The 14,337-nt window shown below is 42.5% G+C and carries 10 protein-coding genes; 6 read left to right on the forward strand and 4 right to left on the reverse strand.

Translation table 11 applies throughout. The annotated features are described in order from the left end of the window. Positions 1-59: 59 nt before the first annotated feature. Positions 60-3,746: a tetratricopeptide repeat protein gene (locus MR764_RS14775; RefSeq protein WP_247980210.1), complete on the forward strand. Its 3,687-nt coding sequence runs from the start codon at positions 60-62 to the stop codon at positions 3,744-3,746. Between the two features lie 183 nt (positions 3,747-3,929). Next, entirely contained in the window at positions 3,930-5,486 is a 1,557-nt protein-coding gene (locus tag MR764_RS14780; protein WP_247980211.1) for a bifunctional response regulator/alkaline phosphatase family protein, read from the forward strand. Between the two features lie 18 nt (positions 5,487-5,504). Here MR764_RS14780 and MR764_RS14785 read toward each other — a convergent pair whose 3' ends face one another. The 3 genes from MR764_RS14785 to MR764_RS14795 all read right to left on the reverse strand — a co-directional run bounded on the left by MR764_RS14785 (position 5,505) and on the right by MR764_RS14795 (position 7,974). Then, entirely contained in the window at positions 5,505-6,341 is an 837-nt protein-coding gene (locus tag MR764_RS14785; protein WP_348773084.1) for an ARMT1-like domain-containing protein, read from the reverse strand. A gap of 140 nt (positions 6,342-6,481) precedes the next feature. Next, positions 6,482-7,237, reverse strand: coding sequence for an ATP-binding cassette domain-containing protein (locus tag MR764_RS14790; RefSeq protein WP_247980213.1), 756 nt, complete (start codon positions 7,235-7,237; stop codon positions 6,482-6,484). Beyond that, positions 7,234-7,974 (reverse strand): ABC transporter permease, encoded by a 741-nt coding sequence (locus MR764_RS14795; protein ID WP_247980214.1) that lies wholly within the window; start codon positions 7,972-7,974, stop codon positions 7,234-7,236. The genes MR764_RS14790 and MR764_RS14795 overlap by 4 nt, the downstream gene beginning before the upstream one ends. Positions 7,975-8,210: 236 nt before the next feature. Between MR764_RS14795 and MR764_RS14800 the strand changes: the two genes are divergently transcribed. Further along, the gene (locus tag MR764_RS14800; RefSeq protein WP_247980215.1) at positions 8,211-9,299 is read left to right on the forward strand and encodes a mannose-1-phosphate guanylyltransferase; all 1,089 of its coding nucleotides are present in this window, start codon (positions 8,211-8,213) and stop codon (positions 9,297-9,299) included. Positions 9,300-9,379: 80 nt separating this feature from the next. Here MR764_RS14800 and fbaA read toward each other — a convergent pair whose 3' ends face one another. Next, complete coding sequence (gene fbaA, locus MR764_RS14805; protein ID WP_247980216.1) at positions 9,380-10,456, reverse strand: class II fructose-bisphosphate aldolase; 1,077 nt, start codon at positions 10,454-10,456, stop codon at positions 9,380-9,382. Positions 10,457-10,709: 253 nt separating this feature from the next. On the opposite strand from fbaA, the gene MR764_RS14810 reads away from it, so the two are divergent. From MR764_RS14810 to MR764_RS14820, 3 genes are all read left to right on the forward strand, one after another. Further along, positions 10,710-11,705, forward strand: coding sequence for a class II fructose-bisphosphate aldolase (locus MR764_RS14810; protein WP_247980217.1), 996 nt, complete (start codon positions 10,710-10,712; stop codon positions 11,703-11,705). Positions 11,706-11,895: 190 nt separating this feature from the next. After that, the gene (locus tag MR764_RS14815; RefSeq protein ID WP_247980218.1) at positions 11,896-12,264 is read left to right on the forward strand and encodes a BlaI/MecI/CopY family transcriptional regulator; all 369 of its coding nucleotides are present in this window, start codon (positions 11,896-11,898) and stop codon (positions 12,262-12,264) included. 327 nt (positions 12,265-12,591) lie between these two features. After that, positions 12,592-13,674, forward strand: coding sequence for a M56 family metallopeptidase (locus tag MR764_RS14820; protein WP_247980220.1), 1,083 nt, complete (start codon positions 12,592-12,594; stop codon positions 13,672-13,674). The last annotated feature ends 663 nt before the right edge of the window (positions 13,675-14,337 follow it).

Below are 14,337 nucleotides of genomic sequence, written 5' to 3' on the forward strand. Positions count from 1 at the left end.
ATTATCAACAATAATCTGATGTTTCGGGAGTTTATTCTTAGAGCAAATAAAATACCTGTTTGAAGAGACTTTTTTTACATACCATACTATTTCTTTTATTGGTTGCTGTATTTGGAGGGTGTTCCACCGAAAAGAATACCCGGGCATCGCGTACTGTTCATAATATAACCTCGAAGTACAACATCTACTTTAATGCCAACGAAAGTGTAAAATCGGGACTCGAAATGATCGATTCGCGCATTGAAGACGACTACACCCACATCCTTCCAATTTTTAAGGAGAACGATCCGGCAGCCGGTAAAATGGTAAAATCGGATATGGATTATGCCGTTATTAAATGTTCGAAGCTGGTTGAAATTCATTCGATTACCAAAAAACCTAAAAGGAAAAAAGGAGGAGGATCACGCAAGTACCAGGAATTTGCCAGTCAGGAAGAATTCAACAAATGGGTCGATGACAGTTATCTTCTGATGGGTAGGGCTTACTTCTATCAGCAAAATTATTTTGCGGCCATCGATAATTTCTCGTATGTAGTCCGTAAATATCCGAAGGAAGAAACCGCCAGCATGGCGCAGATCTACCTGATCAGGGCCTACACGCAACTCGAAAGATACATCGAGGCCAACGAAGTAATTCAGGCCATTCAGAGTTACGACGACTTTCCGCGCAAATACGAACGCGAACTGGCGCTTGCCACTGCCGATTATTATAAAAAACAAGGAAGTTACAGCGAAGCCATCCGAATGCTGGACATTGCGGTGAACAAAACATTGTGGCGAAAAGACAGGGCGCGTATCCTTTACATTGTTGCACAGTTGTACCAGGAAATGGGGGAAAATGCCAAAGCCTCGGAAACATTCAGCCAGGTGGCGCGCATCAGTCCCAATTATACGATGGCTTTTAATGCACGGATCAACTCAGCGGGAATATTTTCGGGTGAAGGAGATATTGCTCAGCTTAAAAAGGATCTGAACAAAATGCTGCGCGATAAAAAGAACATCGAATTCCGCGACCAGATTTATTACGCATTGGGAAATTTGTTGATGAAAGAAGGTAACCGCGGCGAAGGCGAAAACAATTATCGTTTGTCGGTGGCGTCGAGCTTTAAAAACCAATACCAGCGTGCGTTGTCATCGATAACCTTGGCAAATCTGTATTTCGAAGATCGAAATTATCGCGGTTCACAGGCGTATTACGACAGTGCCATGATCATCATCGATGAAAATTATCCGGACTACAAGAACGTTGAATTAAGATATAAAAGCCTCACCAGTTTGGTAGATAACCTGTTAATGGTTGAACGCCAGGATAGTCTGCAAAAAGTGGCTCAAATGCCGGCAGCCCAGCGCGAAGCTTTGATAGCCCGGTTGATGCAGGAAGAGCAGGAACGCCAGCGTAACATGGAAAACCTGGCGATGCAGAGTTCCCGCGATCAGGGATATTACCGCTCGAACCGGTACCGGATGGGAATGGGAACTTCGGGCGGAACCGGATGGTATTTTTATAACCCGCAAACTGTCTCGTACGGGAGGGTGACTTTCCAGCAACAGTGGGGCAGAAGACCTTTGGAAGACGACTGGCGGCGTGCCAATAAAAATACGATTTCGTTGGGTGAAGAAGATGAAATAGCGGAGGAGGCCCAACCCGAAGAACAACGGGAAGAAGACCCGCTGAAAAAGGAATTTTATACGCAGGATCTGCCATTAACCGATTCGTTGATGCAGGTTTCACATAACCGGATTCGGGATGCTCTGTACAATGCCGGAAAAATCTTTAAAGCCGAATTCGAAGACTATCCGCGCTCGGCAGAGTCGTTTGAGGATTTGAACAGACGCTACCCGGCCAATATTTACGTGCTTTCAGCTTATTTCGATTTGTATGATTTGTACGAGTTAATGGGCAACAAAACCCAATCGGATTATTACCGCAACCTGATTATTTCGCAGTATCCTGAAAGCAAATATGCTCAGTACCTGCTTAACCCGAACTTCTTTATAGAAATGGAAGCCCGTCTCGACAGTCTTAACAAGCTGTACCAGGAGACCTTCAAAAACTACAAAGCAGGCCGGTACCGGACAGTTTTGACTCTCGCATCGGAAATGAAGCAGATGAAGCCCGACACGGTGATCATTCCAAAAATAGATTTTATGGAAACTATTGCCCGCGGAACCCAGTCGGATATGAGTCAGTTTGAGTCGCTGATGAAAGGCTATCTCGAAAAATATCCGAAAAAAGAACCGTCGCCGCTGGCAAAAGAGATACTTCGGCTGATTCAGGACAGCACACTGGCCAACTACCAGAAACTGGTGGAAATGGGGTACATCAACGAAGAAATTCAGAATGAAGAACTGCTGACCAACGAAAATGCTGATGATGAGTTTGGCGGTAAGTTCTCGTACGACGAAGATCTGCTGCACTATTTTGTGATCGCTTATCCGCGAAAAGATGAGAAGAAGATCGATCTGAACCGCCTGAAATTTGATATTGCCAACTACAACATCGACCATTATACAAAAGTCGATTACGATATTGAAACGGAAAATCTGAACGACAACACTGCTCTTGTGCTGGTTCGGTCGATGCAAAACAAAGAAAATGCTTTGATTTACCACGGAGCGATCATTCGCAAGGCGCTGGTGTTTCAATCGCTTCATGGCGTTGATTATATGAATTTTGTGATCTCATCTGCCAACTACCGCCAGATGATGTCAGAGAAATCAATAGCCGATTATCTGAAGTTCTTCGTGAAGAATTACAGCCGCTTTATTCGTTCGAATTTTACCGACGAAGGTCCGGATATTTCGCCCGAAGAACTGATGGCGCGTGCCGAGGCTGAATCAAATGCCCTGAAGGAAAAAGGACGTTTTGTGAGTGTAAGTACTGCTGCGCCGGGAACTTTCAACACCGACGTGGATACTACCCAGAATTTTGTGCTGGCCGTTAAAGACAAAGGAATGTCGCTTCGCCAGTTGTTGCGTGTTTTTGCCGATTTTAACCGCGAAAATTTCAGAAACTGGAATCTCGGAGTGCAACCGAAACAAGCCGACGAATATCAGTTAATGGTGGTAACGGGTATTCCCAATCTTAACGAGTCAATGTCCTATTTCCGCCAGGTGGTTACCAACCGGAGTTTATTTGAATCGCTGGGACAGGCTACGTACCGAAACTTCCTGATTACGGATGAAAACCTAAAGACTTTGATTGACCAGAATAAAGTAGAGGAGTACATTACTTTCTTCCGGAATTATTACATCCAACGGGGTACTTCGCAGAGAGGCAGTACTTCGCAGTCGAATACGCAGAGTACGAATACTGCTACCCAACAAACTTCAGGAGCGGTTCAGGAAGCTGCAAAAGTAACTGATGTTGAAGGCCCGTATAACCCTGAAGTGGAAGGAGCACACACAGTGGTGTTTGTAATTCCGGCCGAAGGAATCGACAAGGCTGCATTTATTCAGGGTATTCAAAGGTACAATAGCGACAATTTTGCCGAATCAAAATTTACCGTAACTGAGCAGGCTTTGGATGCCTATCGTGTTTTGGTTATTATTTCGGGCATGAAAGACAAGGAGACCGGAAGAATGTATTTCAGCAATCTGGTTCGTACCCGAAGTCTGTTTAATCCGTTGGGTAACGCCGAATACCGAAACTTCCTGATTTCAGACGAGAACTTCGATGTGTTCCTGAAAGAAAAGAACATCACCCAATACATGGATTTCTACAAAAAAGTGTACCTGGGGAATTAACTGCAAGTTCGTTTCACCCTTAATTCATAAAAAAGGAGGTACAACTACATTTTAGCAGCCATTAGCTCATAGCTCGTGGCTCGAAGCTCTTCGCTCACAAAGTGGTTAAACTTTGTTAATGCCATACTTTAGCGGTACTTTTTTTGTTTTTATCTTTACATGAATAAGAATAAAACAATGAGTATGAATAAACCACGTATACTTTGGACCGACGATGAAATTGACCTGCTTCGCCCGCATATTCTGTTTTTAACGGAAAAGGGGTACGAAGTTGAAACGGCTACAAATGGACTCGACGCGGTTGAGAAAGTAAGTGGTAGTTATTTCGATATTATTTTTCTGGACGAGAACATGCCCGGCCTGACCGGTCTGGAAACGTTGACCCGCATAAAAACCGTTTCTCCGAATGTTCCGGTGGTAATGATCACCAAGAGCGAGGAGGAAAACATTATGGATGAGGCGGTGGGGGCCAAAATCGCCGATTACCTCATTAAACCGGTTAACCCCAAGCAGATCTTACTGACGTTGAAAAAGAACATCGATCAGAAACGTTTGGTAACCGAGCAAACCACTTCCAAATACCAGATGCAGTTTGCTCAGATTGGGATGGAAATCAGCGACCGGCTTAGCTTTGAAGAATGGAAAGAAATATACAAAAAGCTTGTATACTGGGAACTGGAGTTGAGTGAATCGGAGGATTCGACCATGGATCAGATTCTGGCGATGCAAAAAGAGGATGCCAATAATGCCTTTTTTCGTTATGTAAAAGACAATTATATCGATTGGTTTAGCAGTGACTTTGGCGACCGTCCCATGTTGTCGACTGACATTTTCAGGCACGTAGTTTTTCCGCAACTCGATCAAAAGAAAAAAACGCTGGTTTTGGTGATCGACAACCTGCGTTACGATCAGTGGCGGATTTTTAGCCCGGTGGTAAACGAGTATTTTCGTACGCAAACCGAAGATCTCTATTTCAGTATTTTGCCCACGGCCACGATGTATGCCCGGAATTCGATGTTTGCGGGCCTGATGCCTTCTGAGATTGAGAGAATATATCCACAATTGTGGGAAGACGATGACAACGAAGGCTACAAGAACCAGAACGAAGATACCCTGCTCCAAAAACAACTGGCACGTTACGGGCGGAAAGAGAGTTTGTATTTCGAGAAGGCTTCCGGAGTTCGTAAAGAGCGTTGGGTAACCGATAACCTGAAAAACATTCTGGAGAACGATCTGTCGGTGATGGTGGTCAATTTTGTGGATATGATTTCGCATGCCCGCACCGAAATGGATATGATTCGCGAACTGGCGAACAACGAAAAAGCCTATCGGTCGCTCGCACTCAGCTGGTTCAGGAATTCATCCATACTGGAACTTTTGAAAGGATTGGCCGATAACGATATCCGTTTGATTATTACTACCGACCACGGCGCCATCCGGGTCGATAATGCGGTGAAAGTAATTGGAGATCGGGAGACCAATACCAACCTTCGATACAAACTGGGTAGGAACCTTAATTTTAAATCGAAAAACGTATTTGAAATTCGTGACCCGCGAAAGATCTATCTACCATCGCGAAACGTGAGTACAAGCTATATTTTTGCACAGGGAACCGACTTTTTTGCCTATCCGAATAACTATAATTATTATGCTAATTATTACAAGGATACCTTCCAGCACGGGGGGATTTCGATGGAAGAAATGATTGTCCCGGTGGTAACTTTGGTTCCTAAAAAATAGGCGTTCAACACAGAAGTCTTAGCAATAAGCACTGCGCTTAATCACAAAATCGCCTTTTTGTGCACCGATCTTTTTGCCGATAACCGGGCACTTGATCATGAGCAGGGAAAACAAACGGGGATCGTTCTGGTCCATCAGTCCTTCGTAGTTTCCCATTCCTTTTGAAATGATCAGGTCGGCAGAATCGTAAATTGCTTTAAACTCCGGGCTAACCCTGTGGAGCAAAGTGGAGGGAGCATGGTCGCCGTTCGATATTAGTTCTGCTACCTGAGGAATGCCCACTTCTTCAGCTTCTTCAAGGGTTACATCGTTTAGAATGGCTCGCTCGCGAACCGAAAAAATCACGTTTGGATGCTGAATGGTTTCCAGAAAAAGCTTGTCAAGGACTACTTCGCCACAATTGTCACCGAGGTAAAGAACCGACTTTGCTTTTTTGATTTCTTTCCGCAACTGATCCGAGTCGTCGATGGCAAAATCGCTGCTCATTACCCGGTCGATGGTTTGCCAAACATCAAAATGGTGTGTGGGGCCAAAATCGATGATGTTGCCGGCAATGGCCAACCGCAGAGCCGTATCGAACGGATCGGGAGCCTGGTTGACCATCTCCTGAAAGCCGTCGTAGCGGGCAAGCATCTCGCGGTTACTTTCTTCTTTTTCTGTTTTGTAGGGGTCGGAAATCAGGGAGTGTTTCTCCAGTTCTTCAATAATATTTCGCGAAATGTCGGGAGAATAGCTGGTGTTCAGATCAATCCCGGCAATAGATTGAATCAACTCACTTACCAGTGTGTTTCGCTTCTCCTCCGCGATTTCGTATTTATCCATTCGTTTTTCCAGGGCTTTTACCTGGCAAATCAAGCATTGTTAGTTCATGGTGTAAAGATAGAAAGAACTTCAAAAGGTGAACAAAAGTGCATATTTTCGACAAGTTATCCATCAATTTAGCTGTGATGGATTTCGGCAAAGGGCTCTAAAATATTAATCTTTAACGATGAAGATTACTTCCCCTTCTTCATTTGCGCGTAAAGCTTGTTGGCAAAAATAAAGTCGTCGAGTTTTTGGCTGCCCGAATCCAGAATTTCGCGGTTAGTCCCCACCCATTCTTTTTCGCCTTTGCTGATAAACAAAACCGATTCACCGATTTCGATAACCGAGTTCATATCGTGAGTGTTGATGATGGTGGTCATCTGAAATTCTTTGGTCAGGCTTTGGATCAATTGGTCGATCACTGTGGAAGTTTCCGGATCGAGGCCCGAGTTGGGTTCGTCGCAAAACAGGTATTTAGGGTTGAGGGCAATGGCACGTGCAATAGCCACACGCTTTTGCATACCGCCACTAATTTCGCTGGGGAAAAGTTTGTAGGCTTTCCGGTCGATATTTACATGGTCGAGGCAAAACTGAACCCGTTGGGTCTTCTCAGGGCCGCTCATATTGGTAAACATATCGAGTGGAAAACGAACATTCCCTTCCACATTTATACTATCAAAAAGAGCTCCTCCCTGGAAAACCATTCCAATTTCGCTACGAAGCAGTTTTCGTTCCTTGTTGCTCATTTTTACCAGGTTGCGGTCGTTGTACCAAATCTCGCCCTCGTCAATATCAAACAGACCCAGTATGGATTTCAGCAAAACGGTTTTACCCGAGCCGCTTCGGCCGATGATGAGATTGGTTTTTCCGGGTTCAAAGGTTATCGATATGTTCTTTAAAACCTGGTTGCCATCAAACGATTTTGATATATTTTTTACGTCGATCATGTAAGCAGTAAACGGGTTAAAAGAAGGTCAAAAAACAGAATCAGGATGTTGGTGTTAACAACGGCTTTGGTGCTGGCTTTTCCCACCTCAAGCGCGCCACCCTGTACATAATACCCAAAATAGGCAGGCACCGATGAAACCAGGAAGCCAAAAACCAGGCATTTTATAATGGAAAAGGTGATGTAATACGGATAAAACAGCCACTGAATTCCATCGATAAATTGCGGAACGGTAACCACGCCAACCAATGGGCCGGTTAATAGTCCTCCCAGCAGACCAAAGAAAACACTCATGATGTACAGGAAGGGAAAGATAAATACTACAGCAACGATCTTTGGAAAGATAAGGTAGCTGGCCGAGTTTACCCCCATAATTTCCAGTGAGTCGATCTGTTCTGTCACCCGCATGGTGCCGATTTCGGAGGTAATATTCGATCCTATTTTTCCGGCCATGATCAACGCGAGCATGGTTGATGAGAACTCAAGTAAGAGAGTGTCTCGGGTGCCAAGTCCTACCAGCTCGTTCGGATAGAGAGGATTGGCCAGCGCATGCGCAAACTGGATGGTCATAATGCCACCAATAAAGATGGAGATGATGACCACGATCCACACCGAATTTACTCCCAGATTATCAATCTCGAGAAACAATTGCCGCACATACATTTTTGATTTTTCGGGACGGGCGAATACTTTCGATAACATCGAAAAGTAACGGCCTACGTGAAAAAAAAATCCCATTCGCATTCGATTCCTGCTTTTCTGTCCGGATAAAATTACAACTTATAAAATGGATACAAAATTTTTGCCTCACGGATTCCGCACAATAGAAATAAAATTCCTTCGTAGTTATTTCGATATGATGTTTAATTTGGTACTTTTATGGGAAACAGAGGATAGCCAAGGAAGCAAGGTACAAACGCCAAAATCCTTTTGAAAGAAAGTTTGTACTGATTCCCGCACGAAACAAACAAAAAATGAACGATACGTATTGCGTAATTATGGCCGGCGGACTGGGAAGCCGCTTTTGGCCACTCAGCCGAACGGCCAAACCCAAACAGTTTATGGATATTTTGGGAACGGGCCGGACTTTTATGCAGCAAACTTATGAACGGTTTGCAAAGCTAATTCCAAAAGAAAATTTTCTGGTTGTTACCAATGTTCGCTACAAAGATTTGGTTCTGGAGCAGCTGCCTGCCTTGAAAGAAGAGCAGGTTCTGCTTGAGCCCTTGCGACGAAACACAGCGCCTTGCCTGGCTTATGCGCTTCATAAAATAAGGTTGAAAAATCGGGAGGCAAAGATTATCGTAACACCTTCGGATCATTTGATACTAAAGGAAGAAGAATTTGTGAGCCAGCTGAAAAACGGTTTGAATTTTCTTAATGAAAAGGAACGCTTACTGACTTTGGGTATTAAGCCGGGTCGCCCTGAAACCCGCTATGGTTACATTCAGATAAAAAGAAAATCGGAATTTAACGATCTGGATAATCTGTATAAGGTGAAAACCTTTACAGAAAAGCCCAACCTGGAGATGGCAAAAATATTCATTGAAACCGGCGAGTTTTACTGGAACTCAGGGATATTTGTCTCGACAGTAGGCTGTTTTATGGAAGCTTTTGACCGGCATTTGCCCGATATCTCTCAAACCTTTTTAAAGGGCGAGCATTTGTTGAATACTTCTGACGAGGAAGCTTTTATTAAAAAGGCTTATTCCGAATGTCAGGCCATCTCGATTGACTACGGAATAATGGAAAAGGCCACCAATGTATATGTGCTTACTGCCGATTTTGGTTGGAGCGATCTGGGAACATGGGGATCGTTGTACGAGAACAAAGAAAGGGATAACGCAGGGAACGTGATTGAAGGGGACAATATACTTACCTACGATGTGAGTAACTGTATCGTTGATATCTCGGGCGAGAAGGCTGCTGTGATCCAGGGACTGGATGGCTACATTGTGGCAGAGTCGAACGAAACACTGATGATTTGCCGTTTGGAAGACGAAGATCAGATCAAGAAATTTGTAACCGATGTGCGGATAAAAAAAGGCGATTCGTTGGTTTAGGCCCGACTTCATTTTTTACAAAATAAAAACCGCCTTCTCTTATTGAAAAGGCGGTTTTCTTATGTGATGTTTGTATCTGCTTAGATTACATCAATAGCGTTCAAGTCGTCGAAAGCAACCTGCAAACGAGCGATCATTGCTTCTTCTGCTTTTCTTACCCAAACACGTGGATCGTAGTATTTTTTGTTGGGTTTGTCATCACCTTCAGGGTTACCAATTTGTCCCTGCAGGTAATCGTGGCTGGCAGCTTCGAAAGCACGCACGCCATCCCAGTATGCCCACTGAGTATCGGTATCGATGTTCATTTTAACAACACCGTAAGAAAGTGCTTCGCGAATTTCTGCGTGTGAAGAACCAGATCCGCCATGGAAAACAAAGTTTACAGGTTTTGACGCTGTACCCAGTTTTTGCTCGATGTATTTCTGTGAGTTATCAAGAATTTTCGGAGTCAGTTTTACGTTACCAGGTTTGTACACACCATGTACGTTACCAAAAGAAGCAGCAATGGTGAAGTTTGGAGAAACTTTGCTTAGTTCTTCGTAAGCATAGCAAACTTCTTCAGGCTGAGTGTAAAGTTTCGAAGAATCAACATTAGAGTTGTCAACGCCATCTTCTTCACCACCGGTAATACCCAACTCAATTTCAAGGGTCATACCCATTTTGCTCATTCTTTCGAGGTATTTTTTGCTGATCTCGATGTTTTCTTCCAGCGGTTCTTCGCTCAGGTCGAGCATATGCGAGCTGAACAAAGGTTTTCCGGTTTCGGCAAAATGTTTTTCGCTGGCATCCAGAAGCCCGTCGATCCAGGGTAACAATTTTTTTGCAGCGTGGTCAGTGTGCAGAATTACACGTACACCGTAAGCTTCAGCCAAGGTGTGAATGTGTTTTGCACCGGCAACTGCACCTAAAACTGCAGCTTGTTGTCCTTCCAGTTTTAAGCCTTTACCGGCATTGAAAACGGCACCACCGTTCGAAAACTGAATGATAACAGGAGCATTGGCTTTTTTAGCTGCTTCCATAACGGCGTTTACTGATGATGAACTTACTACGTTCACTGCCGGAAGTGCAAATTGATTTTCTTTTGCAACTTCGAAAATGAATTGTACGTCAGAACCGGTTACTACACCTGGTTTTACGTTTTCGGCTATTTTACCCATAATGAATTATTTTTCTTTTGATTCTATTTTGAACAAGTATACAAAATTACGATTTGCAATTAGTTTAAGCAATTATTCGCTGCCAATGATGATTAAAAACAGACAAAATTATCCGAAAATTAACGCGCCTGCCATTTCGTATTTAACGTTAAATGTGAATCCCTGCAAATAGCTAAACCTATTCATTCCCTGAAATTTATTTAATTTCACTGCTCGAAAAAAATCAAAAATCACTGATTAATTCAAAAATCAAATGGCAGTAAGTTACAAAGACTTAGGATTGGTAAACACCAAAGAAATGTTTGCCAAAGCCGTTGAAGGCGGTTACGCTATTCCGGCTTATAACTTCAATAACATGGAACAGATGCAGGCCATTCTTCAGGCTTGTGTTGAAACAAAATCTCCTGTAATACTTCAGGTTTCATCAGGTGCACGTAAGTACGCCAATGCAACTTTGTTGCGTAACATGGCTAAAGGTGCGGTTGAATATGTGAAAGAATTGGGGTATGAAATTCCAATCGTTCTTCACCTCGACCATGGCGATACTTTCGAATTATGCAAAGACTGTATCGACAGCGGTTTCTCTTCAGTTATGATCGATGGTTCTCACCACTCATACGAAGAAAACGTTGCTTTAACTAAAAAAGTGGTTGAATACGCTCACGCTCACGGTGTAACTGTTGAAGGCGAATTGGGAGTATTGGCTGGTGTTGAAGATGATGTTGTTGCAGAAAAATCACACTATACTCAACCTGAAGAAGTGGAAGATTTCGTAAAAAGAACTGGTGTTGATTCTTTGGCGATTTCTATCGGTACTTCTCACGGAGCATTTAAATTTACTCCTGAACAATGTACTTTGAACGAAGAAGGAAAATTGGTTCCTCCTCCGTTGAGATTCGACATTTTGGAAGAAATTGAAAAACGTATTCCGGGATTCCCGATCGTTCTTCACGGTTCTTCTTCTGTTCCAATGGATCAGGTTGAAATCATCAATGCAAACGGTGGTGCTTTAAAAGCTGCTGTTGGTATTCCTGAAGAGCAATTGAGAAAAGCTGCTAAATCAGCTGTTTGTAAAATCAATATCGACTCTGACGGTCGTTTGGCAATGACTGCTGCTATCCGCAAAGTATTTGTTGAAAACCCGGCTGAATTCGACCCACGTAAATACCTGGGACCAGCCCGCGACGAACTGAAAAAACTGTACAAACACAAAAACGAAAGTGTTTTAGGTTCTGCTGGAAAAGCTTAATAACAGCAACGAAATTATATTGGAAAAGGGGATGACCATTGGGACATCCCCTTTTTTTATGCATTAAGTGATCTTCCTCTATTAATAATATGACTATAAAAATAGTTAAAATGTCTAAAATTGACACTCTGACTAAAAATATAGTCATATATTTGTTTTGAAGGATTGACAAATAAAAAATGATACCGATATGCAACTTACAAAGGCAGAAGAGCAAATAATGCAGCATTTATGGGAGATGGGCGAAGGAATCGTTCGCGATATCCGCGATCGTTTCGATGAGCCAAAGCCCGCCCGAAATACTGTTTCAACCGTGTTACGGGTTTTGGAGAAGAAAGAATTTGTGGCACACAAGAGTTATGGGAATATTCATGTTTACTATCCTTTAATTGCAAAGGAAGAGTATTCGAAATCGCAGCTTTTTGGGCTTATGAAAGATTACTTCAACAACTCGTTTCCGGCGCTTGCTACTTTTTTTGCCAAAGAAAAGGATTTGAGTATCCAGGATTTGGAGAAGTTGATGGAAGAAACCAAACAACAATTGTCGAATGATAAATAACCCTCGTCTATGGAAACATTCGCCTTTTATTTACTGAAATCGGCAATCTGGTTAGCAGGCTTTGCGCTGGTTTATATTGTGTTTTTGCAAAACGAGCGATACTTTCTGTTAAACAGGTTTTTTCTGCTTAGCGGAATATTGGCGGCCATTTTTTTGCCATTTTATACCTGGCATTATACAGTCGAACTTACTACTGAATCAATCGGGTCGTTTGCCGGAATGACGCAACAAATGACAAATGAGGCCACTGTCACAACAGATTCGTTTTCAGTACAAAAGGCTTTACTGTTTCTATATTTGGCGGGAGTTTCGTTTATGTTCTTCCGGATGTTGAAGTCCACTATCCCGGTTCTTCGAGTCATTTTCAAAGCAAAAGTATATCGGTACAGAAGTACAAAGTTGATCCGTGATGCCGGGTTTCCGGCTTCGTTTTCACTCGTTTCATATGTATTTGTCCATCCTTCAATCGACGAACCCGAATTAAGTGAAATAGTGAAACACGAGCAGGAACACATCCGGCAGAAACACTGGATCGATTTATTGCTTTTCGGGACCCTGCGCACCATTCAGTGGTTTAACCCGATCGTTTGGTTTTACGGCCGGCTGATCAGGCAAAACCACGAATACTTGGCCGATAAACATGCACTGCAGAGCAGTTTGAATCCGGGCGTTTACCGTGCGGCTTTACTCAACCAAACATTTGGTGGGTCAATTATTCCGTTGACCAGTTCTTTTAACTTTTCATTCAATAAAAAACGATTTAACATGATGAATCCAATAATTCAATCACCTTTAAGAAAGCTAAAATTTTTATTGATTTTACCGGTTTTCGCAGGCATTTTGTATGCCTTTGCTGTGCCCGAGTACAAGAACGTAACAGCTACAGAAGTGCAAAACGATAGCACTGAGGAAACAAAAATTGTAGTCGGAAATATTACCTGGGAAGGAAACTCGGTTTATACTGCTGATGAACTCAATAAGGTTTTAGGACTAAAAAAGGGAAATACCTATTCGCAGAAACAGATTGATCAGCAACTTTACTATGGTCCCGTTTCTGATCTTTATTTTAACAATGGATATTTATTTTTCAATCTGGAATCCGTTCCAACTAAGAAAGCAGACGGCACTACTGATTTTACCTTTAAGATTTTCGAAGGAGGGCAATATAAAATTAGAAATGTAGAAGTCAAGGGTAATGAAAAGGTTTCCAAAAAAGATATCCTAGCGATTTGTTCAATAAAATCTGGAGATTTGTTCAGTAAGGAAAAATTGATTCAATCATATAATGATTTGGTTGAAACTGGCAAGTTCGTTCCAGAAGAGATTGTTCCGGATGTAAAGCCTGATTTAAGCACGCAAAGTTTCACCTTCGGAGCAGTGGATATTGTATTTACTGTTGTTGAGAAATAAAGAAAAAGAGGCATCCTCCAGTCGATGGATGCCTTTTAAAATCGCTCGCTCCAAAATACCTCACTTGAAATGCTTTTTCGTTTCATGAACTTTTTTTGCTTAAAATTACGAGCAAGCCCAATGTCCTGAAGGGACTTAATATGAATAACCACTGGTAAAGCCGGTGGTTATTGAAAGTGTCTAACTCCAGCCCCGAAAGGGGTTGAAGGACGACTGTTACTTTAATAAATACCGCTCATTAATTTCAATGTGGTGTTCTCCTAAAAGTCTTCGGAACTCCGCTTCAAAAGCTTTTGTTTTGTGGTGTTTTCTTAATCTTTAATATAGTTGACTAGTTTGTTTTGCAATTAAAGTAAAACTTTTAACGATATATATTCAACCCTTATCAGGGCTGTTGCCTGAAATCCATTTTTACCGTGCGTTTCACACACGGTTATTCATGTTCAGTCCTTTCAGGACTTTTGAAGAATAATCTTCCTGAATAAAAAGCGAAAAAAGCACCCACCTTTCGATGGATGCCCTTTAAAATCTGTCCCTGTCTCGTCCTGAAATAGCGTTACACAAAAAGTAGCGTTATGAAAGAAATCAATCATTCACAGTACGTTAAGCGTACACAGAAGGACTATTCGATGTCCTTTAAATTGCAAGTTGTCACTGAGATAG

The sequence above is a fragment of the Maribellus sp. YY47 genome (genome assembly GCF_023111095.1).
GTDB lineage: Bacteria > Bacteroidota > Bacteroidia > Bacteroidales > Prolixibacteraceae > Draconibacterium.

Excerpts from the sequence above, each read along its gene's own strand:
- MR764_RS14795 (WP_247980214.1), bottom strand. The coding sequence starts at position 7,974 with ATGGGATTTTTTTTTCACGTAGGCCGTTACTTTTCGATGTTATCGAAA.
- fbaA (WP_247980216.1), bottom strand. The coding sequence starts at position 10,456 with ATGGGTAAAATAGCCGAAAACGTAAAACCAGGTGTAGTAACCGGTTCT.
- MR764_RS14820 (WP_247980220.1), top strand. The coding sequence starts at position 12,592 with ATGTTGAAGTCCACTATCCCGGTTCTTCGAGTCATTTTCAAAGCAAAA.
- MR764_RS14780 (WP_247980211.1), top strand. The coding sequence starts at position 3,930 with ATGAATAAACCACGTATACTTTGGACCGACGATGAAATTGACCTGCTT.
- MR764_RS14790 (WP_247980213.1), bottom strand. The coding sequence starts at position 7,237 with ATGATCGACGTAAAAAATATATCAAAATCGTTTGATGGCAACCAGGTT.
- MR764_RS14815 (WP_247980218.1), top strand. The coding sequence starts at position 11,896 with ATGCAACTTACAAAGGCAGAAGAGCAAATAATGCAGCATTTATGGGAG.
- MR764_RS14800 (WP_247980215.1), top strand. The coding sequence starts at position 8,211 with ATGAACGATACGTATTGCGTAATTATGGCCGGCGGACTGGGAAGCCGC.
- MR764_RS14810 (WP_247980217.1), top strand. The coding sequence starts at position 10,710 with ATGGCAGTAAGTTACAAAGACTTAGGATTGGTAAACACCAAAGAAATG.